The 25599-nt window shown below is 64.9% G+C and carries 31 protein-coding genes and 1 tRNA gene; 14 read left to right on the forward strand and 18 right to left on the reverse strand.

Annotated features, from left to right (window positions below; all coding sequences use genetic code 11):
- Positions 1-194: 194 nt before the first annotated feature.
- From ACN0S5_RS15350 to ACN0S5_RS15365, 4 genes are all read right to left on the reverse strand, one after another.
- Positions 195-497, reverse strand: coding sequence for a hypothetical protein (locus tag ACN0S5_RS15350; protein ID WP_417209602.1), 303 nt, complete (start codon positions 495-497; stop codon positions 195-197).
- The gene (parE, locus tag ACN0S5_RS15355; RefSeq protein WP_417209603.1) at positions 494-2452 is read right to left on the reverse strand and encodes a DNA topoisomerase IV subunit B; all 1959 of its coding nucleotides are present in this window, start codon (positions 2450-2452) and stop codon (positions 494-496) included. The genes ACN0S5_RS15350 and parE overlap by 4 nt, the downstream gene beginning before the upstream one ends.
- A gap of 202 nt (positions 2453-2654) precedes the next feature.
- Positions 2655-3131 (reverse strand): dihydrofolate reductase, encoded by a 477-nt coding sequence (locus tag ACN0S5_RS15360; RefSeq protein WP_417209604.1) that lies wholly within the window; start codon positions 3129-3131, stop codon positions 2655-2657.
- A gap of 11 nt (positions 3132-3142) precedes the next feature.
- Positions 3143-3934, reverse strand: coding sequence for a thymidylate synthase (locus tag ACN0S5_RS15365; protein ID WP_417209605.1), 792 nt, complete (start codon positions 3932-3934; stop codon positions 3143-3145).
- A gap of 177 nt (positions 3935-4111) precedes the next feature.
- On the opposite strand from ACN0S5_RS15365, the gene ACN0S5_RS15370 reads away from it, so the two are divergent.
- From ACN0S5_RS15370 to ACN0S5_RS15390, 5 genes are read left to right on the forward strand one after another with little or no spacing between them, the layout of a single operon-like run.
- The gene (locus tag ACN0S5_RS15370) at positions 4112-5119 is read left to right on the forward strand and encodes a hypothetical protein (RefSeq protein ID WP_417209606.1); all 1008 of its coding nucleotides are present in this window, start codon (positions 4112-4114) and stop codon (positions 5117-5119) included.
- 7 nt (positions 5120-5126) lie between these two features.
- Entirely contained in the window at positions 5127-6509 is a 1383-nt protein-coding gene (locus tag ACN0S5_RS15375; protein ID WP_417209607.1) for a surface lipoprotein assembly modifier, read from the forward strand.
- A gap of 27 nt (positions 6510-6536) precedes the next feature.
- Positions 6537-6965 (forward strand): VOC family protein, encoded by a 429-nt coding sequence (locus ACN0S5_RS15380; protein ID WP_417209609.1) that lies wholly within the window; start codon positions 6537-6539, stop codon positions 6963-6965.
- Positions 6959-7666, forward strand: coding sequence for a DUF1194 domain-containing protein (locus ACN0S5_RS15385; RefSeq protein WP_417209694.1), 708 nt, complete (start codon positions 6959-6961; stop codon positions 7664-7666). The genes ACN0S5_RS15380 and ACN0S5_RS15385 overlap by 7 nt, the downstream gene beginning before the upstream one ends.
- A gap of 8 nt (positions 7667-7674) precedes the next feature.
- Positions 7675-8340: a DUF1194 domain-containing protein gene (locus ACN0S5_RS15390; protein WP_417209610.1), complete on the forward strand. Its 666-nt coding sequence runs from the start codon at positions 7675-7677 to the stop codon at positions 8338-8340.
- 97 nt (positions 8341-8437) lie between these two features.
- Here ACN0S5_RS15390 and ACN0S5_RS15395 read toward each other — a convergent pair whose 3' ends face one another.
- The 3 genes from ACN0S5_RS15395 to ACN0S5_RS15405 all read right to left on the reverse strand — a co-directional run bounded on the left by ACN0S5_RS15395 (position 8438) and on the right by ACN0S5_RS15405 (position 9811).
- A complete protein-coding gene (locus ACN0S5_RS15395; RefSeq protein WP_417209612.1) occupies positions 8438-8935 on the reverse strand; it encodes a MarR family winged helix-turn-helix transcriptional regulator in 498 nt (165 codons plus the stop codon).
- Positions 8936-9143: 208 nt separating this feature from the next.
- Positions 9144-9416, reverse strand: coding sequence for a succinate dehydrogenase assembly factor 2 (locus tag ACN0S5_RS15400; RefSeq protein ID WP_417209614.1), 273 nt, complete (start codon positions 9414-9416; stop codon positions 9144-9146).
- 2 nt (positions 9417-9418) lie between these two features.
- Positions 9419-9811 carry a helix-turn-helix domain-containing protein gene (locus tag ACN0S5_RS15405; RefSeq protein WP_417209615.1) on the reverse strand — a complete coding sequence of 131 codons (393 nt, stop codon included), beginning with the start codon at positions 9809-9811 and terminating at the stop codon, positions 9419-9421.
- A gap of 88 nt (positions 9812-9899) precedes the next feature.
- Here ACN0S5_RS15405 and ACN0S5_RS15410 point away from each other — a divergent pair, with 88 nt between their 5' ends.
- Together ACN0S5_RS15410 and ACN0S5_RS15415 are read left to right on the forward strand one after the other, a co-directional pair.
- Positions 9900-11102, forward strand: a complete 1203-nt coding sequence (locus tag ACN0S5_RS15410) for a pyridoxal phosphate-dependent aminotransferase (RefSeq protein WP_417209616.1) — start codon at positions 9900-9902, stop codon at positions 11100-11102.
- A complete protein-coding gene (locus tag ACN0S5_RS15415) occupies positions 11099-11500 on the forward strand; it encodes a hypothetical protein (RefSeq protein ID WP_417209618.1) in 402 nt (133 codons plus the stop codon). Before ACN0S5_RS15410 ends, ACN0S5_RS15415 begins: the two co-directional genes overlap by 4 nt.
- A gap of 306 nt (positions 11501-11806) precedes the next feature.
- Here ACN0S5_RS15415 and ACN0S5_RS15420 read toward each other — a convergent pair whose 3' ends face one another.
- Positions 11807-12265 (reverse strand): YHS domain-containing (seleno)protein, encoded by a 459-nt coding sequence (locus ACN0S5_RS15420; RefSeq protein ID WP_417209619.1) that lies wholly within the window; start codon positions 12263-12265, stop codon positions 11807-11809.
- 142 nt (positions 12266-12407) lie between these two features.
- On the opposite strand from ACN0S5_RS15420, the gene ACN0S5_RS15425 reads away from it, so the two are divergent.
- The 3 genes from ACN0S5_RS15425 to ACN0S5_RS15435 all read left to right on the forward strand — a co-directional run bounded on the left by ACN0S5_RS15425 (position 12408) and on the right by ACN0S5_RS15435 (position 14016).
- Entirely contained in the window at positions 12408-12704 is a 297-nt protein-coding gene (locus ACN0S5_RS15425) for a hypothetical protein (protein ID WP_417209620.1), read from the forward strand.
- Positions 12705-12845: 141 nt separating this feature from the next.
- Entirely contained in the window at positions 12846-13139 is a 294-nt protein-coding gene (locus ACN0S5_RS15430; RefSeq protein ID WP_417209621.1) for a hypothetical protein, read from the forward strand.
- Positions 13140-13224: 85 nt separating this feature from the next.
- The gene (locus tag ACN0S5_RS15435) at positions 13225-14016 is read left to right on the forward strand and encodes an inositol monophosphatase family protein (RefSeq protein WP_323766799.1); all 792 of its coding nucleotides are present in this window, start codon (positions 13225-13227) and stop codon (positions 14014-14016) included.
- Between the two features lie 51 nt (positions 14017-14067).
- On the opposite strand, the gene ACN0S5_RS15440 is transcribed toward ACN0S5_RS15435, so the two are convergent.
- The 3 genes from ACN0S5_RS15440 to putA all read right to left on the reverse strand — a co-directional run bounded on the left by ACN0S5_RS15440 (position 14068) and on the right by putA (position 18795).
- The gene (locus ACN0S5_RS15440) at positions 14068-14448 is read right to left on the reverse strand and encodes a GFA family protein (protein ID WP_417209623.1); all 381 of its coding nucleotides are present in this window, start codon (positions 14446-14448) and stop codon (positions 14068-14070) included.
- Entirely contained in the window at positions 14445-15224 is a 780-nt protein-coding gene (locus tag ACN0S5_RS15445) for a rhomboid family intramembrane serine protease (RefSeq protein ID WP_417209624.1), read from the reverse strand. The genes ACN0S5_RS15440 and ACN0S5_RS15445 overlap by 4 nt, the downstream gene beginning before the upstream one ends.
- Before the next feature lie 139 nt (positions 15225-15363).
- Positions 15364-18795: a bifunctional proline dehydrogenase/L-glutamate gamma-semialdehyde dehydrogenase PutA gene (gene putA, locus ACN0S5_RS15450; protein ID WP_417209625.1), complete on the reverse strand. Its 3432-nt coding sequence runs from the start codon at positions 18793-18795 to the stop codon at positions 15364-15366.
- A gap of 159 nt (positions 18796-18954) precedes the next feature.
- On the opposite strand from putA, the gene ACN0S5_RS15455 reads away from it, so the two are divergent.
- The 3 genes from ACN0S5_RS15455 (at position 18955) to ACN0S5_RS15465 (ending at position 20148) form a co-directional block, all read left to right on the forward strand.
- Entirely contained in the window at positions 18955-19431 is a 477-nt protein-coding gene (locus tag ACN0S5_RS15455; RefSeq protein ID WP_417209626.1) for an Lrp/AsnC family transcriptional regulator, read from the forward strand.
- A 30-nt stretch (positions 19432-19461) separates the two neighbouring features.
- The gene (locus tag ACN0S5_RS15460) at positions 19462-20001 is read left to right on the forward strand and encodes a tetratricopeptide repeat protein (protein ID WP_417209627.1); all 540 of its coding nucleotides are present in this window, start codon (positions 19462-19464) and stop codon (positions 19999-20001) included.
- 62 nt (positions 20002-20063) lie between these two features.
- A tRNA-Leu gene (locus ACN0S5_RS15465) sits at positions 20064-20148 on the forward strand.
- A 24-nt stretch (positions 20149-20172) separates the two neighbouring features.
- On the opposite strand, the gene irrA is transcribed toward ACN0S5_RS15465, so the two are convergent.
- On the reverse strand, positions 20173-20598 hold the full coding sequence (gene irrA, locus ACN0S5_RS15470) for an iron response transcriptional regulator IrrA (protein WP_323766785.1): 426 nt from the start codon (positions 20596-20598) through the stop codon (positions 20173-20175).
- A 186-nt stretch (positions 20599-20784) separates the two neighbouring features.
- Here irrA and fabA point away from each other — a divergent pair, with 186 nt between their 5' ends.
- Positions 20785-21294 (forward strand): bifunctional 3-hydroxydecanoyl-ACP dehydratase/trans-2-decenoyl-ACP isomerase, encoded by a 510-nt coding sequence (gene fabA / locus ACN0S5_RS15475; RefSeq protein ID WP_417209628.1) that lies wholly within the window; start codon positions 20785-20787, stop codon positions 21292-21294.
- Between the two features lie 261 nt (positions 21295-21555).
- Here the strand turns inward: fabA and pqqE are convergent, their stop codons facing one another.
- From pqqE to ACN0S5_RS15505, 6 genes are all read right to left on the reverse strand, one after another.
- Positions 21556-22659, reverse strand: a complete 1104-nt coding sequence (gene pqqE, locus ACN0S5_RS15480; RefSeq protein WP_417209629.1) for a pyrroloquinoline quinone biosynthesis protein PqqE — start codon at positions 22657-22659, stop codon at positions 21556-21558.
- The gene (gene pqqD / locus ACN0S5_RS15485; protein WP_417209630.1) at positions 22656-22940 is read right to left on the reverse strand and encodes a pyrroloquinoline quinone biosynthesis peptide chaperone PqqD; all 285 of its coding nucleotides are present in this window, start codon (positions 22938-22940) and stop codon (positions 22656-22658) included. The genes pqqE and pqqD overlap by 4 nt, the downstream gene beginning before the upstream one ends.
- Entirely contained in the window at positions 22940-23689 is a 750-nt protein-coding gene (pqqC, locus tag ACN0S5_RS15490) for a pyrroloquinoline-quinone synthase PqqC (RefSeq protein ID WP_323766777.1), read from the reverse strand. The genes pqqD and pqqC overlap by 1 nt, the downstream gene beginning before the upstream one ends.
- Entirely contained in the window at positions 23686-24582 is an 897-nt protein-coding gene (pqqB, locus tag ACN0S5_RS15495; RefSeq protein ID WP_417209631.1) for a pyrroloquinoline quinone biosynthesis protein PqqB, read from the reverse strand. Before pqqB ends, pqqC begins: the two co-directional genes overlap by 4 nt.
- Positions 24583-24610: 28 nt before the next feature.
- On the reverse strand, positions 24611-24712 hold the full coding sequence (pqqA, locus tag ACN0S5_RS15500) for a pyrroloquinoline quinone precursor peptide PqqA (RefSeq protein ID WP_323766773.1): 102 nt from the start codon (positions 24710-24712) through the stop codon (positions 24611-24613).
- A 112-nt stretch (positions 24713-24824) separates the two neighbouring features.
- Positions 24825-25508, reverse strand: a complete 684-nt coding sequence (locus ACN0S5_RS15505) for a fumarylacetoacetate hydrolase family protein (RefSeq protein ID WP_417209632.1) — start codon at positions 25506-25508, stop codon at positions 24825-24827.
- Positions 25509-25599: the final 91 nt, after the last annotated feature.

Here is a 25599-nt window from a genome sequence, read left to right on the forward strand (position 1 = left end):
TGTCGCGCAAGACGGGAAGCGGCGGGGGATGAAAATATTGTTTGTGGGGAGGGTGGGGGTTGCCGGGCTGAAGCCCGGCCTACGGTCGAATGGCAGACCGAGGTGGGGGACAAGGACCGAAGGCGCGTCGCGCCAGAGCGTGCATCGTCCTTGGCGTTCTGGTTGCCATTGGTTTGTTGCAGCCGAAGCTCAGTTCATTTCGAGAATGCCCACCGGGCAAATGAAATAAAAGCACCAACGACCGCTCCGGCGAGCGCGGCCTTCGGCAGTAAATTGAGAAGAGTGTTAACAACGTACTTCGTATAGTCATGGTCGGGAAAAACAGCTTGATATTCGGCTTTGGTTGGCATCATGCCGTCAAGCCCTGCCGTAAGAACCAATAGACCGGAGATCACGACGGATCCGAAAAGCGCACCGATAACAATCGAACGGCCCAGTCGTTTGAAGGCATGAGGCGACCTGCAAATTGTATTGGTCATTGCATCGTCATCACTCAAACATCCAACTCCTCCACAAACCGCGCATTCTCCTGAATGTACTGAAAGCGCAGTTCGGGCTTTTTGCCCATCAGGCGCTCGACCAGATCGCTGGTCTCACCCGGTTCGTCCTCGTCGATGGTCACGCGGATCAGGGTCCGCGAGGACGGGTCCATCGTGGTCTCTTTCAGGTCCTTGGCGTCCATCTCCCCCAGACCCTTGAACCGCTGCACGTCGATTTTACCCTTGCCGCCCAGACCCTTGGCCAGTGCGGCCTCCTTGGCGGCATCGTCGGCCACGTAGAGGCGTTTGGCCCCCTGCGTCAGCCGGTACAGCGGCGGGCAGGCCAGATAGAGGTGCCCGTTGTCGATCAGCGGGCGCATCTGGGTGTAGAAAAACGTCATCAGCAGCGCCGCGATATGCGCGCCGTCCACGTCCGCGTCGGTCATGATGATAACCTTTTCGTAACGCAGGTCGTCGATGTTGAACTTGGTGCCAAGGCTGACGCCAAGCGCCTCACACAGGTCGCGGATTTCGGCGTTGGAGGTCAGCTTGTTCGACGCGGCCCCCAGCACGTTCAGGATTTTACCCTTGAGCGGCAACAGTGCCTGCGTCTCGCGGAACCGCGCGCCTTTGGCCGATCCCCCGGCCGAGTCGCCCTCGACGATGAAGATCTCTGTGCCTTCGCGATTCTTGTTGGTGCAGTCGGTCAGCTTGCCCGGCAGGCGCAGTTTCTTGGTCGCGGATTTGCGGGCGGTTTCCTTTTCCTGACGGCGGCGCAGGCGTTCCTCTGCGCGCAGGACAAGGAAATCGAGGATCGCGCCCGCGGATTTTGTGTCTGATGCCAACCAGTTATCGAAATGGTCGCGGACGGCGTTTTCGACAAGGCGCTGGGCCTCTGTCGTCGCAAGGCGGTCCTTGGTCTGGCCGACAAATTCCGGCTCGCGGATAAAGCAGGACACCAGCGCGCAGCCGCCGGTCAGCAGGTCATCGCGGGTGATTTGTGCGGCTTTCCGGTTGCTTACCAGCTCACCATAGGCACGGATGCCCTTGAGAATCGCGGCCCAGAACCCGGCTTCATGGGTGCCGCCCTCTGGCGTGGGGACGGTGTTACAGTAGGATTGGATGAACCCGTCGCGGGCGGGGGTCCAGTTGATGGCCCATTCGACCTTGCCCGGCGTGTTGAATTTTTCCTTGAAATCAACCGTTCCGGCAAAGGGTTTATCGGCGTAGGTGCTTGATTTTCCCAAGGTTTCGGTCAGGTAGTCGGACAGGCCGCCGGGAAAGTGGAAGGTGGCCTCTGTCGGGGTTTCACCGTCGTCGATTTCGGACTTCCAGCGGATTTCGACCCCGGAGAACAGATAGCCCTTGGAGCGGACCATCTTGAACAGGCGGGCGGGCCTAAACCTATGATGTCCAAAGATTTCTTCGTCCGCGTGAAAGGTGACGGTGGTGCCGCGCCGGTTGGGGGCGGCGCCGATCTGCGCGACGGGGCCAAGGGGGATGCCGCGCGAAAACCGCTGTTCGTACAGTTCTTTGTTCTTGGCGACCTGCACAACCATGGAATCGGACAGGGCGTTGACGACGGACGCGCCGACGCCGTGCAAACCGCCGGAGGTTTCATAGGCGTCGCCGGAGAATTTGCCGCCCGCGTGAAGGGTACACAGGATCACCTCGAGCGCGGATTTGCCGGGAAACTTGGGGTGCGGATCAATCGGGATGCCGCGGCCGTTGTCCTTGATTTCAATGGAGTAATCCGCCAGCAGGGCGACTTCGATCCGGTTGGCGTGCCCGGCGACGGCCTCATCCATGGAATTGTCGAGCACCTCGGCCACAAGGTGGTGCAGGGCGCGTTCGTCGGTGCCACCGATGTACATGCCGGGGCGTTTGCGGACGGGCTCCAACCCCTCAAGCACCTCGATGGAGGAGGCGTCATAGGTGGAGACTTCGGTCGCTTTGAGGAGATCGTCGGCCATGTGCGTGCTCGGTTTGTTCTGATTGATTGGGCGCGAGTATGGCAGAGCGGGCGGGGGGCGAAAAGGGGCAGGCACAAGTCATGCACAGAGGATGCACAAAGCATGCGCATGGGATGTGGGGGGAGGGGTGGTCAGAGGTCCCGGATCAGGTCCGGGACGGGGGGGCGGTGAGGGTGCGGACCCGTCCGGGGCGACATCGGCGTCACGCTGCGGACATATATTCAAGGGTCGTGGCCGCAGGGCGGACGGATGGGAGGTTCAATCTGGAGACCTCCCGCCACCCTTCCCCAATCTCCGGGAAAAACGCGTCCGCGCCCTCGACCTCTATATCCACATGCGTGATCAACAACCGGTGCGCCAAGGGCAGCATCGCCTCGTAGATCCTTTGCCCGCCGATGCCATACACTCGGAAATAGCCAAGCGATTGCGCCAGGGCGATGGCCTCTTCGACGGAGCCAACCACATGCTCATGCAACGACGTGTCGCGCGACACCACGATGTTCAGGCGTTTGGGGAGCGGCTTGAACGGCAGGCTCTCCCATGTGCGGCGGCCCATGATCAGCGCGCCGCCCAGCGTTTCGCGTTTGAACATCGCGAGGTCTTCGGGGAGGTGCCAGGGGATGTCGCCGTCCTTGCCGATGGCGCGGTTGCGGTCGTGGGCGGCGATGAGGGTGATCATAGGGGTCTTCCTCAGACGGCCACGGGGGCCTTGATGGCGGGCAGGGGGTCGTAGCCGGGAAAGGCGAAATCCTCGTACCGGAAATCGAAGAGGTCGGTGACGGGGCGCGTGATCTGGAGCGCGGGCAGGGGGCGGGGCGTGCGCGAGAGTTGTTCGGCCACCTGATCCATGTGGTTCGAATAGATGTGCGCGTCGCCGATGGAATGGATGAAATCGCCCGGCTCGTACCCGGTGACATGGGCCAGCATCGCTTGCAACAGCGCGTAAGAGGCGATGTTGAACGGCACCCCAAGGAACATGTCGGCGCTGCGCTGGTAGAGTTGCAGGTGCAGCTTGCCGCCCAGAATGCGGACCTGCCAGAGCGTGTGGCAGGGCGGCAGCGCCATGTCGGGCACATCCGCCGGGTTCCACGCGGAGACGATCAGGCGGCGTGAATCGGGCGTGGTCCGGATCTGGTCCAGCAGGGTGGTGATCTGGTCGATGGTGCCCCTGTGGCCGGGCCAGTGACGCCACTGGTGGCCGTAGACCGGGCCAAGGTCACCGTTTTCATCCGCCCATTCATCCCAGATGCGGACCTTGTTGTCCTGTAGATAGCGGATGTTGGTGGAGCCGGAGAGAAACCACAGCAGTTCATGCACGATGCTGCGCAGATGCAGTTTCTTGGTGGTGACAAGGGGAAAGCCCTCGGCCAGCGGATAGCGGCATTGCAGGCCGAAATAGCTGCGGGTGCCGGTGCCGGTGCGGTCGGATGTGTCCTGACCGTGGTCCAGAACGGTGCGCAGGGCGTCTAGGTATTGCTGCATGGTGGGCCTCTCCGGGTGTCGTGCCCTTGGGATACGGCATTTGGCAAGGGGGCGGAAGCGGGCGGTGTGGGATGATTATGCCGCACATCCGGACGGGTGCCGCTGCCCGCGATTGACTTTTGCCGATGCGCTGCGCACCCTGTGGACAAAATAAAAGACTAAACCAGAGGCAGTTTCATGTATCGCACTATCGTAGCGCTCGCATTGGCGAGCGCCCTTGCCGCTTGTGATCCGGCCACTTTGACCAGCGGTGGCAGCTCCGGTATCGGCACCGGCGCGCAACCCCTGATCGCGGAACCGGATGCCGTGGATGGCGGCACGGTGGACCCCGATGCCGATCCCGATCCGGACAACCTGTATACCAGCGAGTTGAAAAACGCCTCGGCGGATCTGACGGTCAACGAGATGGCGTTTGACCCCGCGACCGGGGAACTGGTGTTCAACAACCTGCCGTTCGACAGCAATCAGGCGTTGGCGGGCGAGAACGTCTATACCCGAAACGCCGCGCCCAGTGCGGCGCTGGCGACAACCGGCTTTGACGCCTATCGCAACGCCGCCGGTCCGGGGGGCGGATCGCAGTATTTTGCGGTGTTCCGGCGCTCGGCCACCGGGTTCAGTCAGGTCGGCGCGGTCGGGTCTGACCGCTACCTGTCGTTTGGCTTTGGCGGCGCGGTGGCGCAGCGGCTGGACGGCAAGGGCGCGCTGCCCAACACCAATGACGCCTATGTCTTTACCGGCGAATACGCGGCGGTGCGGACGGTGGTCGACGACACCACCGGCACGCGGATGGAGTATGTCTCTGGCGTGTCTTTGATCGACGTGGATATTCAGGATTTCGACGTGACTGGCGCGGTCGAGGGGCTGATCGTGAGCCGTGAATTCTTTGACGCCAACGGGGTGAATATCGCGGACCTGAGCCGCGCGGATTTCCTGTCGCTGGCCACGGCGGAGATCAACTTTGACACCTGGACGATCAGTTCGTCGGATGCGAGCGCGGTGCGCTCGGACGGTGAAGTGACCCAGTCGGGCAGTTGGTCGGGCCTGTTCGCGGGACCGAACGGCGAAGAGGTTGTGGGCATCGTGGTGGTCGAAGGGCAAGGGCCGGTGGGCATCGACCCGGCCACGGGTGAATTCATCACACAAGAGGTCCGTGAGGTCGGCGGCTTCATTGCGACGCGTCCCTGAGGCAGCGATGCGCCTTGGCGCGTGCCTTCTTCGGACCGCCCGGTGGCTGGCGTTGGCGGTGTGCGCGGCGGGGCTGACGCCGCTGACCGCGCAGGCCGACGAGGTCCGGATGAGCCTCGACGAGGCGCGCGGCGCTGCGGCGCGGGCGCTGATGGCGGGGCAGGCGGAGCTGGCGCTGGTGCTGGCCGATGGCGTGCTGCTGGGCGCGCCGGGGGACACGCAGGCGCTGATGATGAAATCCCGCGCGCTGCGGGCGCTTGGCCGCCCGCAAGAGGCGGCCACAGCGGCGCGGCAGGCCTTTGCCCAAAGCGATGATGAACGGTCACGGTTCTTTGCCGCCCTGCTGATGGCGCAGGCGCGGTCCACCGGCGGGCAACCGGGGGCGGCGCAGCTGTGGCTGCGGCGCGCGGCGCAGATCGCCCCGGATGAGCAATTGCGCGCGGCGGCGGTGCGCGATTTTCGCCATGTGCGGCGGCAGACGCCGTGGCGGCTGTCGCTGGATATGTCGGTGGAGCCTTCGGACAACCTGAACGGGGCCCCCAAGAGCAACAGCTTTACCTTTGGCGGGCTGCCGTTTGTGAACCCTTCGGCGGTGCCGCTGTCGGGCGAACGCTTTGTCTTTGCGGCGGATTATCTGCGGCGGGTGCCGCTGAGCGAGACCCGGCGGCTGAACCTTGGGGCCTCGGTCGAGATGCAGCGCGTGCGCTTTTCCAGCGCCGCGCGCGACAAGGTGCCGGGAATCCGCAACGGCGATTACCGGCAGGACGCGCTGGCGCTGAGCCTTGGCTATGAGGCGCGGGCGGCGGACGGGTCGTGGCTGGGCAAATCGGACCTGTCCCTGTCGCGGCACTGGCTGGGCGGCGTGCCCTATGCGGATGCCGCGCGGCTGGACCTCAGCTATGGCCGGATGCTGATGCCGGGGCTGACCGGGGTGGCGCGCTTTGCCTATGAAACCGAGGTGCGTCATGACGTGGGCCTGCGCGACAACCAGACCCGCGAGATCGGCGTGACGCTGACCAGACGGTTCGGCAAGGCGGCGCTGGGGCTGGATTTGCAGATGACGGACACGGCGTCCGGGTCGCGGCTGGTGGCGCGCGAAAGCGCCCGCGCGGCGATCAGTTACGGGCTGGGCAAGCCGGTCAAAGGCATGTTGCCGCGCGTGACGCTGGCATGGGAGGTCACCGATTATGACCGCGGGCCGTCCAGCTTTTGGGTGACCCCGCGGCGGGACGCGGAACTGTCGGTTTCGGTGAACGTGCTGCTGCCGGACTTCGATTACTATGGCTTTGCCCCCGAGATCGGGGTTTCCTTCCGCGACCGAAGTTCCAATTATACCATCTACGAGACCCGCGGCACCGACCTGCGGCTGGGTCTGAAATCGGTCTTTTGAATGACGGCGTTTGCCGGAAGGAAGCACATGGCAGTCAAGTACCTGCACACGATGGTCCGGGTGAAGGACCTCGAAGCCTCAATGGCGTTTTACGCATTGCTGGGTCTGAAAGAGACCCGCCGGAACGAAAGCGAGGCGGGCCGCTTTACGCTCGTGTTCATGGCCCCGCCGGGACAGGAGGACTGCCCGGTCGAGCTGACCTATAACTGGGACGGCGACGACGGGTTGCCGTCCGATTCGCGGCATTTCGGCCATCTTGCCTATTCGGTGCCCGATATCTACGCGGCCTGCCAGCACCTGATGGACAATGGCGTGACCATCAACCGCCCGCCGCGTGACGGGCGGATGGCCTTTGTCCGCTCTCCCGACAACGTGTCGATCGAACTGTTGCAGCAGGGTGAGGCGCTGGCCCCGGCGGAGCCATGGACCAGCATGGGCAACACGGGACACTGGTGACCGGTTTGGTCCGTCTCGGGGTCGCCCTTGGGGCGGCCCTGTTTCCGGCCGGGGCAGAGGCGGCCTGTCGGCTGGCGCTGTTGCTGGCGCTGGATGTGTCGTCTTCGGTCGACGAGGCCGAATATGTCTTGCAGCGTGACGGGCTGGCGGCGGCGCTGATGTCGCCCGATGTGCAGGGCGCGATCCTGCAAGGCGGCGGCGGCGTGGCGCTGGCGGCCTATGAGTGGAGCGGGCGGCGTCAGTCGAAGGTCATTCAGGACTGGGTCCTGATGTCGAGCGCCGCGGACATTGCCGAGGTGGCCGCAAGGCTGCGGTCGGTCGAGCGGTCCTATCGGCGCTATCCCACCGCGCTGGGCTATGCGCTGGGTTTTGGGGCGACATTGATGGAAGCCGCGCCAGACTGTGAGCGGCGGGTGATCGACGTATCGGGCGACGGCATCACCAACGACGGCTTTTGGCCGCAACTGGCGTATCGGCATTTTCCCTTTGGCGGCGTCACGGTGAACGCGCTGGCGGTGCTGGGCGCGGACCCGTCGGTGGTGGATCATTTCGAATTCGAGGTGCTGCACGGACCGGGGGCCTTTATCGAGACCGCGCAGGGCTATGAGGGCTATGAGCGGGCGATGATCCGCAAGCTGTACCGCGAAATCCATGACCGGATCGTGGGTGCTGTGCCGGATGCGACGGCGGGGCCGGGATGAGGGGGCTGATGGCCTTGGCGCTGTGCGCGCTCTGGGGCGCGGGCGCCGAGGCGGGCTGTCGTCAGGCGCTGGCGTTGGGGCTGGACGTGTCCGGATCGGTGGATGCGCGGGAATACCGGCTGCAACTGGACGGGCTGGCGGGCGCGCTGGAAGACCCCGAGGTTGTCGCGGCCTTTCTGGCGATGCCCGACGTGCCGGTGGCGCTGGCGGTGTTCGAATGGAGCGGACCGGGCGCGCAGCGGCTGGTTGTGCCCTGGCAGAGTGTCGTGGGTCCGGCGGATGTGGCGGGGATCGCGGCGCGGCTGCGCGGCACGGCGCGGATGCCGATGGAGCAGTCGACCGCCCTTGGCGCGGCCAAGGGGTTTGGCGCGGGCCTGCTGGCCGAACAGGCGGGCTGTTGGCGGCGGGTGCTGGACCTGTCCGGCGACGGGATGTCGAACACGGGGCCGCGCCCGCAGGACGTGCGCCCCAAAGGAATCACGATCAACGGGCTGGTGATCGGCGCATCGGCGGATGCGGACGGGATCGGCGCGCTGGCGTCGTACTACCGGGCCTATGTGATCGCGGGGCCAGAGGCCTTTGTCGAGACGGCCCTTGGCTTTGAGGCCTTCGAGGCGGCCATGGTGCGCAAGCTGAAACGCGAATTGCAGGTGCTGGCCGTCTCAGCGCGCTGATGGACCGACGCGGCGGCGTCTGGGCGCTTGCGCGGGGCGGAGCGCCCCGCCCGCCGTCCCAAAGGCGGACGCCGGCCCGGTGGACCCGCGGCGCAGGTCAGTAGATGTAGCGGATCTGGTCGGTCCAGTAGCGTTCGACCCGACGCAACGAGGTGGTGATCTCATCTATGGTGTCGACCGAGAGGACCGCCTTGTTTTGCAGACCGTCCGCATGGCGGGCGAACAGTTCACCGACGATATCCTTGATCTCGCGCCCGCGCTGGGTCAGCCGCACCCGGACAGAGCGGCGGTCGATCTCACAGCGCTGATGGTGCATATAGCCCATTTCGACCAGCTTCTTGAGGTTGTAGCTGACGTTGGAGCCCTGATAGTAGCCGCGGCTTTTCAGTTCGCCCGCCGTGACCTCATTCTCACCGATGTTGAACAGCAAGAGGGCCTGCACCGCGTTGACATCGATGATGCCGACCCTTTCAAACTCATCCTTGATGACGTCGAGCAGCAAACGGTGGAGTCGTTCCACCAGGCTCAACGCATCCAGATAACTCGACATGAAGCCTTGTCCTGGCCCCTGGTTCAGGGACGAATGAATGCTCATTTCGTTCTCCGCCTGTTTTTCTTTGCAACGGAGCATTCAAGGATAAACGCAAATATCGGGTTAAACCGACGAGAAGACCCGGAAAATTCTAGCGATTTCCGTAGGTTGATTAACCATTCTTACCGGGCAGGCGGTATCCGTCCGGGACCGATTCACAGCGGTGAGGCGGTCCCGGACGGCGGGTCACTTTAAAAATCATTCCGCATGATCAACCGTTTGCGGCGACTCGGGCGATTTCGGCCACCAGCGGCGCGTGCGCCTCGGGGGGCGGGACCTGACCGGAAATCCATTGGTACAGGTCCTGATCATTTTCTTCCAGCAGCGCCTCGTAGGCGTCCAGCGCCGGGGCGTCCATCTGGTCCAGCCGCGCCCCGGCAAAGCGGATCAGCAGGATATCCATCTCCTTGGTGCCGCGACGCATCGAGCGCATGTGCAACCGCCGCAGACGGGTTTCACGGGATTCGGCAGGCGCGGCTGTCATGATCAGACGTTCTCCTTGAGCACGCTGCGCAGGCGCTTTTCCAGCCGCCCCAGTTTATCCGCCTGCGCGCGGAACTGGCCGCGCAGGGCGCGAATCTCTGTCAGGATGGCGTTGACGTCGGGGGTCAGAGCGTCCTCATCCATGGGATCGGGCAGGCCGTCGCCCTCACCGGTGATCAGCCAGACGATCGAGATGTTCAGCACACCGGCCAGCATGTTCAGGCGGTTGGCGCGCGGTTCGCTGACGTCATCCTCCCAGGCCTGAACGGTCTTGTGCTTGACCCCAAGGCGCTTGGCCAATGTCTCTTGCGTCATGCCCGCCGCTTCGCGGGCCGCGGCGAGGCGATCCCCGAAAGTCGCTGTCTCGGGCCCGTACCAGTCTGTTGTGTCGTTCATGGTCTTTCCTTTCAGGCGAAGCCGCTTGAACGCCGTTCGGGCGCAAACTATGACAGGGCTGGCAGAGTTTCAAACAACGAGGCCCCCCATGTCTTTTCTGTCGCAAACGCTGGCCCGTGTGAAACCTTCCCCGACGGTGGCCGTGACTCAACTTGCGCGTGAGCTGGCGGCGGCGGGGCGCGATGTCATCGGACTGGGCGCTGGCGAGCCGGACTTTGACACGCCCGACACCATCAAGGCTGCGGCAATTGCGGCAATCGAGGCGGGGAAAACGAAATACACCGCGCCGGACGGCATCCCCGAGTTGAAGCAGGCGGTCTGTGACAAGTTCGCGCGCGAAAACGGGCTGACCTATGCGCCGTCGCAGATCAGCGTCAGCACCGGCGGCAAGCAGGTGCTGTACAACGCGCTGATGGCGACCCTGAATCCCGGCGACGAGGTGATCATTCCCGCGCCCTACTGGGTCAGCTACCCCGATATCGTGCGTCTGGGCGGCGGTGAGCCGGTGATCGTCGAAGGGGCCGAGGCCGAAGGGTTCCGCATCACGCCGGACCAGCTTGAGGCGGCGATTACGCCGAAGACCAAGTGGTTCATCTTCAACTCGCCATCCAACCCGACCGGGGCGGGCTATGACCGCGCGGCGCTGAAGGCGCTGACCGAGGTGCTGATGCGCCACCCCCATGTCTGGGTGATGTCGGATGATATGTACGAACACCTCGCCTATGACGGATTCGAATTTGTCTCTCCCGCGCAGGTAGAGCCGGGGCTGTACGACCGGACGCTGACGGTCAACGGGGTCAGCAAGGCCTATGCGATGACCGGCTGGCGGATCGGCTATGCGGGCGGGCCGGAACATCTGATTGCGGCCATGCGCAAGGTGCAGGGACAATCGACCACCAACCCCTGCTCGATCAGCCAGTGGGCGGCGGTCGAGGCGCTGAACGGGCCGCAGGATTTTCTGGCGGAACGGGCGGCGGTGTTTGCCCGCCGCCGCGACCTTGTGGTGGCGCGTCTGAATGGCTGCGCAGGGATCACCTGTGCGGTGCCCGAAGGGGCGTTTTACGTCTATCCCTCCGTTGCGGGTTGTCTGGGCAAGACCTCGTCCAAGGGCGCAAAGATCGACAGCGATGAGGCGTTTTGCACCGCGCTGCTGGAAGAAGAGGGCGTTGCGGTGGTCTTTGGCGCGGCCTTCGGCCTCAGCCCGCATTTCCGGGTCAGCTATGCGGCCTCGGACGCGGCGCTGGCGGATGCCTGCGACCGGATCGCGCGGTTCTGTGCGGGCCTGACATGACTCAGGACCTGCCGGAGTTCTACTTTCGCGTGCGTGAGAACGGCGCGATGGTCTACCGGGTCGACACCGAGAACCGCCAGCGGCGGATCGAGATGGAACAGATCGCCGTCGTCAACGTCAACAAGGGCGAGATCAAGCCGCACGGCGAGCGGGAACTCTCGGCGGGCGAGATGGAGGAAATCCACGCATGGATGGAGGCGCGTCAGGCGCTGCTGGCCATGCGGGAACTGGACGATATCCACCGTGCGGTGGATCACCTGAACCTGACGGCGCAATGGGCGCAGGCGCGGGCGACGCCCGCGCAACTGGAGCAGGTGACCGACGCGCTGCTGCTGGCGATGCACGACCTGCGCACCGTGCTGGTGCGCAAAAAGGCGGATCGGCTGACAAAGGACTGATCGCGGGGCGGTGTTTGCCCGGTGATGCCGTCTTGGGCGATGGGCGCTGCTTGCGCCCGCGCGGTAAGCGGGTGTCGGTCTGTCGCGGCCCTGTGGCGTGTTTCCCCTTTTGATCGGGCGGGAGGGTGCCTATGTCTGGTCCATGGCAAACACAGAACATTCTCCGTTCCGACGTGTCGGACGGCAGCTATTCGACGCGGGCCGTTCGCTGTTTCCCCTGTCGCCGGAGGACGTGCGGGCGCTGCTCATGTCCGCACCCTGAGGGCTGGGGCTGGTCGCGGCGGGGCAGGTGCCGCGCTCGTGAGATCACCCAAGAATGCCCGGCCAGTTGGCCCGGCCCTTGGCGATATTGCCCTCTATGTCCTGTAGCCACAGCGTGCGGGCGCGCAGATTGGCGTTGAGAAAAAGCTGGCCTTTGTGGAGGGTCCAGGCCTCCGGGATGGTCGGTGCAAGATACCCGCGCGAGGCGGCAAAGGCGCAATAGCCGCCGAATTGCGGCGCATAGGCCATCGGGTCCGCCTTGAACGCGGCGGCGTTTTCCGGCGTGGCAAAGCGCCATGTGGCGCCTTTCCAGTCGTGATCCGCCGCTCCACCCGGCACCGGGCCGTTTTCGGCGAAATAGGCAACGGGGTCCGAGCCGTCGATGGCGATGCCGGCTTCGGCGTAGATTTCCGGCTCGGCGGCCAGTGCGGCGCGTCCGGTCAACAAAAGGGCGGGCGCGGCGAGGCCAAGGCCAAGGGTGGCGCGGCGGGTGAGGCGGGTCATGGCGGTCTCCGGGGCTGGGTGTCTGGTGAGTCCAAGATGCCCTGCGCGCCGGGCGCGCAATAGCCCCCGACACGCGGACGTGACCGGGCGTGCGCGGCGAAAACCTGTCGCGCGACTGTCATGCCTCTGTTACGTTCAGGTCATGGCAAGATGGCTTTTCTCCCTGTGTCTTGGTTTCGGAATGGCGGGCGGACCCACGCTGGCCAATCCCATCGCCGAGGTGATCTGCGCGCCCACTGACCAGATGACCGGCAAACTGACCCGGCAGCTTGGCACCACCCGCCGCGCCAGCGGGTTGCGCAGCCCCGAAGAGGTCGTCGAGATCTGGACTGACCCGGACGGCGACTGGACCATGGTGATTGCCTATGCGTCCGGGCAATCCTGTATCGTGGCCATGGGGGCCCACTGGCAGGACACTGGACCCGAAGATCCGGCCTGAAGATCCGGCCTGAAGATCCGGCCTGATGCGCGGCTGTGGTGCTCCGATAGCGGGAGAATCTTCCGAAAACGCACGAAAAAATTGACTCGCGCGCGCGGATTGGTAGCCTGAGAAATATTACTTCGTCTTTAGGGGGACAACATGCGACTGATTTTGACCGCCGCTGCCACGGCGATCGCCCTGAGCGCGACCTCGGCTTTTGCCTGGGGCGACATGTATATGGGTGACGGCACCAACGATCCGAATTCCAACTTCCTGATGCATGAGTACAAGGCGGCGAATTATTGCCCTGCCGGACTGCAACCTGTTCTGGCAGGCGGCGTGGTCTGCTGTGGCAAGCCGAATGCGGGGGCGTATTACAACCACCCCGGCAACAAGCGTCGTTCGTACACGCCGCAGATGGTGGTCGGTGAAAAGGGCGTTGTCTATCGCTAAGACGGGCTGCCCCTTGGCAAGCAGGATCGGGCCGCGTATACGCGCGGCCTGATTGCTTTTTGTGACCTGAGAAAAGGGCCAAGCCATGCAGGGCAGCGCGAATCTGAACATCATGATGAAGGCGGCGCGCAAGGCGGGGCGGTCGCTGGTCAAGGACTTCCGCGAGGTCGAGAACCTACAGGTCTCGATGAAGGGCGCGGGCGATTTTGTCAGCCGCGCCGATATCGAGGCTGAGCGCATCATCAAGGAAGAGTTGATGGGCGCGCGTCCGACCTATGGCTGGTTGGGCGAAGAGGGCGGTGAGACCCCCGGTGAGGACCCGACCCGCCGCTGGATCGTCGATCCGCTGGACGGCACCACCAACTTTCTGCACGGGCTGCCGCACTGGGCGATTTCGATCGCGCTGGAGCACAAGGGGCAGATCGTGGCCGGGGTGGTCTTTGACGCCGCCAAGGACGAGATGTTCTATGCCGAGCGCGGCACCGGGGCCTGGCTGAACGATTCCAAGCGTTTGCGCGTTTCCGGTCGTCGCAAGATGATCGAGGCGGTTTTTGCCACCGGCATCCCCTTTGCCGCCAAGCGGACCCTGCCTGCCACGCTCAAGGATCTGGCGCGGGTGATGCCGGAATGCGCCGGTGTGCGGCGCTTTGGTTCTGCGGCGCTGGACCTCGCCTATGTGGCGGCGGGCCGCTACGAGGGCTATTGGGAGCGTGAGTTGCAGATCTGGGACGCCGCTGCGGGCTATCTGATCGCCAAGGAAGCGGGCGCGCTGATCGAGGGCGTGCGCGAAGGGCAGGACCCGCTGGAAAGCGGCAGCATCCTGTGCGCCAACAACGATATCTTCAAAGGCTTCGCCAAACTGCTGCGCGACGACTGAGGCATTTGTGACCGCGTCCCGGATCACGTCCGGGACGGGGCCGCTGTCGCCTCAGGTGTCGGACGGGTGATTGACGCCGTCGTGCCACGCCAGCGGTTCAAACTCTGTCGGCTCCATCCCCGCGATACAATAGAGGTTCACACCGTATTCGTTCGGGTTCGACCGGCGGCGATGGTACATGTAAACCCCGCAGGTCTTGCAGAAATGATGCTGGGCGGTGTGGGTGCCAAAGCTGTACAGCGTCAGGTTCTCCGCCCCTTTGACCACCTCGATCCCGTCCAGCGGGGCCGAGACGACTGCCGCGCTGCGCCGTCGGCAATAGGAACAATCGCAGCGCCGCGCGGTGTTGGTGCCGTCCGAGAGGCGCACGCGCAATTCGACTGCGCCGCAGTGGCAGGTGGCGGTATGGGTGTCGGTAGGGGTGTCGGTCATTTCCGGCGAATCCTCGGGACTTGGGAGTGGCTCTTGCGGCCCTGGACGCGGGGCACGCGGCTGCGCCCGGTGGCATAGCGGGTTTCGGGGTGCGGCGGCAGGCCGTGGGTGCGCGTCCAGAAGCGCGGCCCGCCCAGCCGCAGCCAGACCGGCACCGTCAGCGCCAGACCCACCACAAAGCCGCCCACATGCGCCCAGTAGGCCACGCCGCCCTGATCGGCGGGCGCGCTCCACCCGCCGAAAAGCTGCATGGCGAACCAGAGCGCCAGCATCAGCCATGCGGGCACCGGCAGGACGCGGAAGATGACGATGAGGATGATCAGGATATCGACGCGCGCCCGTGGAAACAGCAGCAGGTAGCCCCCCATGACCCCGGCGATGGCCCCGGAGGCCCCCACGGTGGGAATGGCCGAAAACGGATCGGCCAGCCAGTGGATCACCCCCGCGCCCAGACCGGCGGCAAGATAGAACAGCGCAAAGCCCGCGTGCCCCATCTTGTCTTCGAGGTTGTCGCCGAAGATGTAGAGAAACAGCATGTTCCCGGCGATATGCATCCAGCCGCCGTGCAGGAACATCGAGGTGAGCAGCCCGGAATAGCCATAACCTTCGGACAGGAAGGCCGGGACCAGCGCGTAATTGGCGTAGAATGCCATCAGCGCGCGGGGCGATTGGTTCAGGTCAAGCGTGCTGAGAAAGACCGCGATGTTGATCGCGATCAGCGCATAGGTGACAAAGGGCGTGCGCCCCGAAGGGTTGTGATCACGGATCGGGAACATGGGGCCGAGAGTGGCACCCTGTGGCGCGAGGTCAAGCGCGAAAACCGGGGGGCGCAAGACCCTGAGCGGGTCTTGCGCCGTGGTGTTCACCCGTCCTGCCCGGCCAGCAGGGCGGCGTTGCCGCCTGCGGCGGTGGTGTTCACCCGTCCTGCCCGGCCAGCAGGGCGGCGTTGCCGCCTGCGGCGGTGGTGTCGACGCAGACGTGGCGTTCCGCGCGGACGTGGCCCTGATCCGGCAGACCGGTGATCAGCGGCAGGATCGCCCCGTCGCGCGCGGCAAGCGCCTGACGATAGCTGCGGGCCGAGGCATCGTCGCCCCACCAGATCGCCCCGGAGAACCCTGTCGCCTCTGTCAGGGCATCGGCTGTGGCGCATTCGGCGATGACCGCCACGCCGCCGAGTTTCGTCACCGCCTCGACCTGCGCCAAGGCGCGTTCCAGACCGGGGCCAAGGCAGAGCACCGGGGGACGGGCATGGCTGTGCAGTACGTTCGATTCACCTGTTGGTCCGGGCAGGTCCTTATGGCTGGGCGCGGGGGCGGATTTGGCCTCTGCCAGCCGCGCCATGACGGCAGCGGTATTGTGTTTGCCCTTGGAGGTCGCATCGCTGCGCTGCGCGGGATGGGCGCGGAAGCGGTCCAGATACAGCGGCCCGCCCGCCTTGGGGCCGGTGCCGGACAGGCCCTCGCCGCCAAAGGGCTGGCTGCCCACGATCGCGCCGATCTGGTTGCGGTTGACGTAGATGTTGCCCGCCGCGACACGGGTGGTGACGTGCTGCACCCGGTCGTCGATCCGGGTCATCAGACCAAAGGTCAGCCCGTAGCCGGTGGCGTTGATGGCGTCGATGATCTTGTCCAGCTCGCGCGCCTTGAAGGTGGCGACGTGCAGGACCGGGCCAAAGATTTCGCGCTCCATATCGGCGATGCCGTTCACGCGGATCAGGGTCGGGGGCACAAAATGGCCGGTGGCGGGCACGGCGACCTGTTGCAGGACGCGCCCCTCACGTGAGGCCTGGGTGACATGGTCTAGGATGCCGTTCTGCGCCTCAAGGTCGATGACCGGGCCAACGTCGGTGGCGGCGTCCCACGGGTTGCCCACGACCAGCGTCTGCATCGCGCCCTTGAGCATCTCAAGAAAGCCCTCGGCCACGTCCTCTTGGACATAGAGGCACCGCAGGGCTGAGCAGCGCTGACCGGCGGACTGGAATGCGGATTCGATGATGGCCTGCACGGCTTGTTCCGGCAGCGCGGTGCTGTCGACGATCATGGCGTTCAGACCGCCGGTCTCCGCGATCAGCGGCGCGCCGGGGGCGAGATGCGCCGCCATGCTGCGGTGGATCAGTTGCGCGGTCTCGGTCGAGCCAGTGAAGGCGACGCCATTGACCTGCGGGGCAGAGGTCAGCGCCGCACCCACGTCTCCGGCACCGGGCAGCAGTTGCAGCGCGGTGGACGGCACGCCCGCCTGCGCCAGCAGGCGGCAGGCGAGGGCAGAGATCAGCGGCGTCTGTTCGGCGGGTTTGGCCAGCACGGCGTTGCCTGCGGCGAGGGCCGCGGAGATTTGTCCGGTGAAGATCGCAAGCGGGAAGTTCCACGGCGAGATGCAGACCATTGTGCCCAGCTGCGCATCCGTGCCGTCCTGTCCGCGCGCTGCGTAGTAGCGCAGGAAATCCACCGCCTCGCGCAGTTCGGCCACGGCGTCGAGCATGTTCTTGCCCGCCTCGCGGTGCAGGAGGGCGAAGATTTCTGCCTGATGCGCCTCATATAGATCGGCGGCGGCGTTCAGAACGCGCGCGCGTTCTGCCGGGGAGGCATCCCAAGGCTGGGCGGCTTCGGCGGCGGCGCGGGCCAGATCGGCGGTGGCCCATGTGACCTCACCGACCTGATCCGACGGATCGGCTGGGTTGACGATGCTCACGGTCGCGCCCGCAGGCAGGTCGACGCAGACCATGGGCGCGGCGCTCCAGCGGCTTTCGCGAAACGCGCCGCGCGCCGTGTCCAGCGCGGCGACGGTCGGGCGGTGGCGCAGGTCAAGGCCCTGCGAATTGGGGCGCTCTGGCTGGAACAGGTCCGGGCCGGTGGTCAGGGATTGCGCGGGCGTTGCGTTGAACGGATCGGCGGCGACGGTCTCAGGGGCCACATCCTCATCGACGATCTGGTTCACAAAGCTGGAGTTGGCCCCGTTTTCCAGCAGGCGGCGCACAAGGTAGGCCAGCAGATCACGGTGCGCGCCGACCGGCGCATAGATGCGGCAGCGGGTGCCGTTCTGGTCCTTGACCAGCCGGTGCAGGGTTTCCCCCATGCCGTGCAGGCGCTGGAATTCAAAGGCCTTCAGGTCGTCGGCCATGTGCAGGATGGCGGCGACGGTGTGGGCGTTGTGGGTGGCGAACTGCGGATAGATGCGGTCCGTCTTGGACAACAGCTTGCGCGCGTTGGCGATGTAGGAGACGTCGGTGTTGGATTTCGAGGTGAACACCGGGAAGCCCGGAAGCCCCGCAACCTGCGCGCGCTTGATCTCGGTGTCCCAGTAGGCACCTTTGACGAGGCGGACCATGATCCGGCGGTCATGCTGTTCGGCAAGGGCGTGCAGGTAGTCAATGACCGCGCCCGCGCGCTGGCCGTAAGCCTGAACCACCACGCCAAAGCCGTCCCATCCGGCCAGCGCCGGATCGGACAGGACGTCCTCGATCACGTCCAGCGACAGCGACAGGCGGTCGGCCTCTTCGGCGTCGACGTTCAGGCCGATGCGGGCCTGTTTGGCTTGCAGGCACAGGGCGCGCAGACGGGGAATAAGGGCTGCACGGGCGGTGTCGGCCTGAAGTTCGTCATAGCGCGGGTGCAGGGCCGACAGCTTGACCGAAATGCCGGGGTTGTCGCGGATCGTATCCGATTTGGCGGCGGTGGCGATGGCGGTGATGGCGCGGGCGTAGGCGTCGAAATAGCGCTGGGCGTCGGCCTCTGTCCGGGCGGCTTCGCCCAGCATGTCATAGGAATAGCTGTAGCCTTTCGCCTCCATCGCTGCGCCGCGTTTCATGGCCGCCTCGATGCTTTCGCCAAGGACAAACTGCGCGCCCATCTCGCGCATGGCGCGGCCCACGGCGGTGCGGATCACCGGCTCGCCCAGACGTTTGATGGCCCCGCGCAGGTGGCCGACGGGCCCCGGCTTGGTATCTTCCAGCACTTTGCCGGTCAGCATCAGCGCCCATGTCGAGGCGTTGACCAGCGGCGAGGTCGAATGGCCAAGATGCTTGGACCAGTCGGACGGCGCGATCTTGTCCTCGATCAGCGCGTCGATGGTGGCGGCGTCGGGCACCCGCAACAGCGCCTCTGCCAGACACATCAGCGCCACGCCCTCTTCGGTCGACAGGCCGTATTCGGCAAGGAACACCTCCATCAGACCGGGCCGGGTGCTGCCGCGAATGTCGCGGACCAGTTGCGCCGCGCGGGTGCTGATCGCGCCGCGCGCGGCGACATCGAGGGCGGCCCGGCTGCGCAAATGCGCCAGAGTTTCGCCCTCATCCGCATAGGTCAGCGCATCGATGCGGGCGCGCAGGTCGGTCATCTGGTCCATGGGCATTCTTGTGGCTTTCGTGATCTGGGGCATACTGTAAGGGAAAGCGGCAGGCGGCTTCGCAAGCCAAACCGTTTCGTGTAATGTATCCGTGAAAAGGCAGGCGATTTGCCCGAAGGTGGGCAGAACGCTTGTCGAATTGGCCGAGTTTTCGGGGGTTCGGCGATGCAAACGGATGATTCTGGGCTCGACCGCTTTGACCGGGCGATTCTCGCCGAACTGGCCGTCGAGGCGCGGGTTTCGGTGACCGAACTGGCGCGCCGTATCGGGTTGTCGAAATCGCCCACCCAGACACGATTGCGACGGCTGGAGGAAACCGGCTTTATCCGGGGCTATCGCGCGGTGCTGGACCCGATCCGCCTTGGCCTTGATCACGTTGCCTTTGTCGAGGTGCGGATGATCGACACGCGCGAGGCGACGCTGGCGCGGTTCAACGCCGCTGTGGCGTCCATCCCCGAGATCGAGCAGGCGCATCTGATCGCCGGCAATTTCGACTACCTGCTGAAGGTCCGTACGCAGGATATGCCCAGCTACCGGCAGGTGCTGGCCGAAAAGGTTTCGACCCTGCCGGGGGTGTCTTCGACCTCGACCTTTGTGGCGATGGAGGCCGTCAAGGAAGACGTTATCGCGGATGTGACTTGACCGGGCGGCTGGCCGTGCCACCCTTGTCCCATGAGACATGCTGCCTTTCTGATGATGTTCGCCTCTCCGCTGCTGGCGGATGGGTGTCCCACCGCCCCGGATCATCGCGCCGAGTTGGACCCGCTGTATCAGGCGCTGCTGGTGGCCCCGGATGAGATGTCTGCGCGGCTGATCACCAACCAGATGTGGGGCTATTGGGACAATGCGCCGGATGAGCCCAGCCAGTCGATGCTGGACGAGGCGATGCGGGCGCGGGCCCGGTACGATTTTGTCTTTGCGCTGGAACGCCTGAATGCGCTGGTCGGATACTGTCCGTTTTACGCCGAAGGTTACAACCAGCGCGCCTTTGTCAACTTCCTGCGCGAGGATTTTGAGGCGGCGTTGCCGGATCTGGAACGCGCGCTGGACCTGAACCCCCGCCACGTTGGCGCGCTGTCGGGCCGGGCGGTGACGCTGTTTGCCATGGGCCGCACGGAGGAGGCGCAGGTGGCCCTGCGTGCGGCTTTGGAGGTGAACCCGTGGCTGCCGGAACGGGCGCTGCTGGAAGTGCCGGAGGGAGACGATCTTTGATCGGGGAACTTTCGCGCCGGGCGGTTTACACCCCCCGCGCAACGGCTATGTTCGCGCCACTGGCCCGCGTGGTGGAATGGTAGACACAGGGGACTTAAAATCCCCAGGCTATATGCCGTGCCGGTTCGAGTCCGGCCGCGGGTACCAGGTTTTCAGGGAATGGGCGGATGGTCAGCCGGTCGTCTTGCGGCGCAGGCGGATGACCACCTCGACCGAGGCGATCTCGGACCCTTCGGGCGCTTCGGGCAGGCGGGTGATCTGCAACTGTTCGGCCGGGGCGTCGGTCAGCGCGCCCTGATCCTCCCAGAAGAAATGCGGGTGGTCGTGGGTGTTGGTGTCGAAATAGCTGCGCGAGCCGTCCACCGTCACCTCTTGCATCAGGCCTGCCTCGCAGAAGGCCTTGAGCGTGTTGTAGACGGTTGCCAGCGACACTTGTTCACCGCTGTCCTTGGCGGAGGCAAACAGGCTTTCGGCGGTGACGTGGCGGTTCTTGCCGTCGCCGACCAGAAGAGCGGCTAGGGCGACGCGCTGACGCGTGGGGCGCAGATCGCTGCGTCCCAACCAGTCTTTTCCGCGTTCCATAGCCTCGGACATCATCTGTGTCCCCTGTTGCCTGCTCACCGTGTATATAAAGCGCCAGCCGGGCAAATTTCAAACGGTTTCGCCATTCCGGGCCGGTTGAAAGGGATGCGCGCGGCCATGTCGCGCTCTTGCATGGCGCATCGGGCGGGTGCTAGACGGGGCAAGGTTTTGAATATGAGACAGCGAAAGGGGCCCGCCTGAATGGCCGATTATCCCACCAGCTTTGGCAAGGACGACCTTCTGAAATGCGCGCGCGGCGACCTGTTCGGGCCGGGCAATGCCCAGCTGCCCGAGCCGCCCATGCTGATGATGGACCGGATCACCGAGATTTCGGGCGATGCGGGCCTGCACGGCAAGGGCCATGTGCTGGCGGAGTTCGATATCACGCCGGACCTGTGGTTCTTTGACTGCCATTTTCCGGGCAATCCGATCATGCCGGGCTGTCTGGGTCTGGACGGGCTGTGGCAGCTGACCGGCTTTAATCTGGGCTGGCGTGGCTGGCAGGGGCGGGGCTATGCGCTGGGCGTCGGCGAGGTCAAGCTGAAGGGCATGGTCCGGCCCGACCGGAAGATGCTGACCTATAAGGTGGATTTCACCAAGGCGATCCAGACCCGGCGGCTGACCATGGGGGTCGCGGACGGGATCGTGGAGGCCGATGGTGAGGTCATCTATGAGGTCAAGGACATGAAGGTCGCCCTCAGCGAGAGCTGATCTGTCCACGCGTGGCGGCATGGGTGACGCAACGTCTTCAATGGCTTGCAGAGACGAATTTAGATTTTGGTAACGAACGGGCCCCTCTCGGGGGCCCGTTTTTCTTTGGTGGCGGGGCATGGTGTGCCGCATTGCGGGCGCGTTGCATGTGGGTCGTGTGAGTGGCGTTGGGTCGTGGTGGGTTGGAAACCCACCCTACGGGTTGGGTGTGGTGGTTTTGGTGGGTTGGAAACCCACCCTACGGGGTGAGTGTGGGGTTGTTCAGGCGTCGGGGACGCCGACTTTGGGCATCTGGCGGAAGGTGAGCGGCGCGGTTCCGGCGGCGTGGGCGTCGGCCTGAGCCTGTAGCCGTTGATGCTGCGGGGCTTTGACGCAGACCGGATCGGTGGCCGATGCGTCGCCCGCAAGGGCCAGCGCCTGACAGCGGCAGCCGCCGAAATCCACCAGTTTGCGGTCGCAGGACAGGCAGGGTTCCTGCATCCAACCGGTGCCGCGATAGGCGTTGAAGGCCGTGCTGTCGTACCAGATGTCGCGCAGGCTGTGCTCGGTCACTGACTCAAAGGTCAGATGGGGAATCGTCTCGGCCGCGTGGCAGGGCAGAACCCGGCCCTCGGGCGTGATGTTCAGCCCGGTGGTGCCCCAGCCGCCCATGCAGCGTTTCGGGTAATCCTCATGATAATCCGCCGGCACGTAGTCGATCACCAGCCGGCCCTTGAGACGGGCGCGGGCCTGCGCCACCAGAGTGGTCGCCTCACGTGCCTGCGCGCGGGTCGGCATCAGCGCGTCGCGATTGCGCATCGCCCAGCCGTGAAACTGAACGGTCGCCACCTCGATCCGGCGGGCGCCCATTTCTTCGGCCATCTCCAGCGCGCGGGGCAGTTGGTGCAGGTTCCGCCGGTGCAGCACGGCGTTCAGCGTCAGCGGAAAGCCGATCTCGCCGATCCATTCGGCGACCTGCATCTTGCGCTTGAAGCCGCCGCGATAGCCGCCGATCTCATCCGCCATCTCGGCATCGGTGCCTTGCAGCGACAGTTGGATATGGTCGAGACCCGCCTCATCCAGTTCCTTGAGCCGCTTTTGGGTCAGGCCAATCCCCGAGGTGATCAGGTTGGTGTAAAGACCGGCCTCTCTGGCCGCCTTTACCAGTTCTACCAGATCGCGGCGCGAGGCAGGCTCGCCGCCCGACAGGTGAAGCTGAAGCACCCCCAGATCCGCCGCCTGCCGAAAGACGTCGACCCATATATCGGTCGACAGTTCGCGCTCCTGAAGGGTCAGTTCCAGCGGGTTTGAGCAATAGGGGCACGACAGCGGGCAGCGGTGCGTCAATTCCGCAAGCATGGCGATCGGCGGGCGCGTGTCCGTCATGTGGCGGCCTCCCGCGTGTCGAGAAAGCGGCGATTGCTGAGACCGCGCAAAAAGCCGGCGCTGTCCTCGGCGATCTGGGCCTCTGGCGCGTCGTATTTGGCGGCAAGGGTGGCGGTTATCTGGCCAAAGCTGCGGGTGCCGTCGATCTCTGACAGGACCGCGTGGCCGACCGCGTCCAGAACGATGGTCCGTTCGGGGGCCAGCAGCACCCAGCATTCGCGCACCCGGTCAAAATGCAGGCGGACGCCCCGTGGCAGAACCGGAACCGCGTCGCTGTCCATCACTGCACCGCCCGCAGCGTCACGCCTTCGGTCGGCACCCAAGCGCCGGGGGGGATCCGCGCCGGGGACACATAGGCCGACCACAGCGCGTCAAGCTGCGACCACAACACATCTGTCTTGAAGATCAGCGCCTTGGCGGCCATGTCCTGCTTTTCCTGCGTGTCCGCATGGTCCAGCACCCACGACAGGCCAAAGGCCACGTCCTTGGGCGCCTCTTTGAGCCGGTTGCGGAAGTAGCTGAGCGCGCTGTCATCGGCGAAGGCGTAGTTCTTCAGCAGTCCTTCGATCCGGTTGGCATGGATCTTGGGCGCAAAGAGTTCCGTCAGCGAGGCGGCGACCGCCTCCAGCAATGTCTTTTCGCGCACAAAGCGCACATAGGCGTCGACGGCGAATTTGGTGGCGGGCAGAACGCCCTCGCAACTGGCGACATAATCGGGGTCGAGGCCCACCGCCTCTGCCAGCCGCAGCCAGCGCCGGATGCCGCCCTCATTCTCGGCGGTGCCGTCGTGATCCTCTATCCGCGAGCGCCATGCGCGGCGCAGGTCCGGGCTTTCGACGCGGGACATGAAGGCCGCGTCCTTCATCGGGATAGAGTGCTGATAGTAGTAGCGGTTGATGACCCAGGCGCGGACCTCATCAATGGTGCATGTGCCGCCGTGCAGCCGGTCATGGAAGGGGTGCAGGTCGTGATACCGCTCTGCCCCGATCTGGCGCAGCCGGGCCTCGAACGCCTGTTTGCTGTCGGTCATAGGGTTATCTCCATTCCGTCCTGTCCGATGGTCCAGCCCGCCGCCTCGGCCTGTGCCTTTTCAGAGGACCGGGGGTCCAGCACCGGATTGGTGTTGTTCATGTGGACATAGACCTTGCGCCCTGCGTCCAGCCCGGCAAAGCCCGCAATCGACCCGTCCGGGCCGCTCATCGACATGTGGCCCATCCGGGCGCCGGTCTTTGATCCCAGCCCGGCGCGGACCATTTCGTCATCGCGCCACAGCGTCCCGTCAAAGAACACGCCCGCCGCGCCCGCAAGCCGCGCCCGCAGGTCGTCGGTCAGCTTGGCGCAGCCGGGAATGTAATGCGCGACGGTGTCCCCCGATTCGAGCCGGACGCCCACGGTCTGTTCTCCGATCAGGTCGGTCTGGACCGTCTCGCCCTCCATATACAGCGGCACCTTGCCCGGCACCGGATAAAGCGTGGCGGTGAGACCGGGGGCGAGTTCAAACGGCACATCAAGCTGGATCGCGGTGCGCGGCACAACGGAGTCGCGCAGGGCGTCAAAGATCGGGTTGGCGGACAGGACGTTGTGGATGTCGCGCGTCGCGAACAGCGCAAAGGGCTGGACCTCGCGCAGGGTCAGCAGACCGGCCACATGGTCGATGTCGCCGTTGGTGACCAGAACCGACGACAGCGGCAGGTCACGCAGGCCGGTGGGGTGCAATTCGGGGGTGCGCGCCATTTGCACGCGAATGTCCGGAGAGGCGTTCAGGATCGACCAGTGCAAGCCATCGCCGCTGACCGCCAGTGAGGACTGTGTCTGCGCGGGAATCTCACCCTTGCGGGCGGCGACGCAGTTGGGGCAGCCGCAGTTCCATTGGGGCAATCCGCCCCCCGCCGCAGCACCAAGGATACGCGCGTGAATAGTCATATCAGCCTAACCACGCGCGCAAGGTTTTTCAGAACAGAACGCCGCCGGCATCTTCTTCGCCGTCGGGACCATACATGTTGATCTCCATACCGCACTCGATCTCACGCAACTTGGGCTTCGTCCAGGCCATGATGTTTCTCCTCCGTTTCAGATGACCCAAAGGTGATCTGCCGGGGTCATTCTGGCAATTCTTATATTCTAAGAAGGGTCGGGGGGCTGCGCCCCAGTGGGGTCACGTGGGGTCAGACGACCTTGACGGTCAGCGTCCCCAGACCCTCGATCGTGGCCTCCATCACGTCGCCCCGCGTGACCGCGTTCACGCCGGAGGGGGTGCCGGACAGGATGACGTCGCCGGCCCGCAGCTCAAAGTATTCCGACAGGTACGAAATCATCTCGGGGACTTTCCAGATCATCTGGTTGAGGTCGCCCTGCTGCCGCGTCTCGCCGTTGACGGCAAGGGCGATGTGGCCCTGATCGGGGTGGCCGATCCGGGATGCGGGGCGGAGCGGGCCGACCGGGCCGGAGCGTTCGAAGGCCTTTGCGATTTCCCACGGGCGGCCCGCCTTCTTGGCCTCGGCCTGAAGATCGCGGCGGGTCATGTCCAGCGAGACGGCGTAGCCCCAGACGTGATCCAGCGCCGTGTCCAGCGGGATGTTGGTGCCGCCGGATTTCAGCGCGACCAGCAATTCCACCTCATGATGGACGTCGGTGCTGTGCGGCGGATAGGGAAAGGTCCCCGACGGATCGAGGTTGTCGGGGTTTTTTTGAAAGAAAAACGGCGCTTCGCGGTTCGGATCATGACCCATCTCGACGGCATGGGCGGCAAAGTTCCGGCCGATGCAATAGACCCGACGGACAGGGAAGGTGCGGCCATCGTCGGTTGGGATGACATGCACCTGCGGGGCGGGAATGACGGTGGTGGACATTGGCTTTCTCCTGAACACGGGCCGTCCTAGACCTGTAGGTGCCGGGGGCCTTGAAATCAATCTGATGCGGGCCGGACCGCGACGGGGGGTA

Source organism: Antarctobacter sp. (assembly GCF_048262615.1).
Taxonomy (GTDB): domain Bacteria; phylum Pseudomonadota; class Alphaproteobacteria; order Rhodobacterales; family Rhodobacteraceae; genus Antarctobacter.